The 1024-nt window shown below is 67.5% G+C and carries 1 protein-coding gene; it reads left to right on the top strand.

The annotated features are described in order from the left end of the window. Positions 1-16 precede the first annotated feature (16 nt). Positions 17-1024 (top strand): IS110 family transposase (locus ABZS66_RS61820; RefSeq protein WP_354774322.1); only part of this gene is annotated, 1008 nt, incomplete at its 3' end.

The raw sequence follows: 1024 nt of genomic DNA on the forward strand, positions 1-1024 counted from the left end.
CCGCGTCATCATCGGGATGGACCCGCACAAGCGGTCCGCCACTATCGAAGTCATCAACGACCGGGAGAAGGTCCTGGCCCAAGGCCGGTTCGGCACCGACCGCGACGGCTACCAGGCGATACTCAAGCTGGGCCGGCAGTACAAGAACCGGATCTGGGCGGTGGAGGGCTGCAACGGCATCGGCCGGCACATCGCCCAGCGCCTCGTCGCCGACGGGGAGACTGTGCTGGATGTCCCGGCGAAGCTGTCGGCACGGGCCCGGGTGTTCGCCACTGGTCAGGGCCGCAAGACCGACCCGGTCGACGCGCACTCGGTAGCGGTGGCCGCGCTACGCGCCAACGGCCTGCGGCAAGTTGCCGTGGATGACGTCACGGTCGCGCTGCGCCTGCTGGTCGATCGCCGCGACGAGCTGGGACGGGCCCGCACCGAAGCGGTGAGCCGGCTGCACCACCTCCTGCTGGAACTGGTCCCCGGCGGGGCGAAACAGTTCCTGTCCGCACCACAGGCCCGGGCGTTGCTCAACAGCGTCCGGCCCCGCGACATCGTTGGCCGCACTCGTCGGCAGCTGGCCTCTGAGCTCATCACCGAGGTCGCTGTGATCGACAAAAAGATCAAGGCCGCCAACTCGCAGCTGACCGAACTTATCAACGCCACCGGCAGCACCTTGCAGCAGCTCAACGGCATTGGCCCGTCCGGCGCGGCCCGGCTGCTGGGCGACATCGGCGATATCCATCGGTTCGCCAGCCGCGACCATTTCGCCTCGTGGAACGGCACCGCACCCATCGACGCGTCCTCCGGCGACCAACAACGTCACCGCCTGTCCCGAGCCGGGAACCGGCGCATCAACCGCGCCCTGCACATCATGGCCATCGTCCAACTGCGCAACGACACCGAAGGCCGCGCCTACTACCGGCGCAAACTCGCAGCGGGCAAGACCTCGATGGAAGCCATGCGCTGCCTGAAACGCCGACTGTCCAATGTGGTCTACCAGCGGATGATCCGTGACGCCAAAGCAGCTGAGACG

Origin of the sequence: Dactylosporangium sp. NPDC005572 (assembly GCF_040605515.1) — a bacterium.
Lineage (GTDB): Bacteria > Actinomycetota > Actinomycetes > Mycobacteriales > Micromonosporaceae > Dactylosporangium.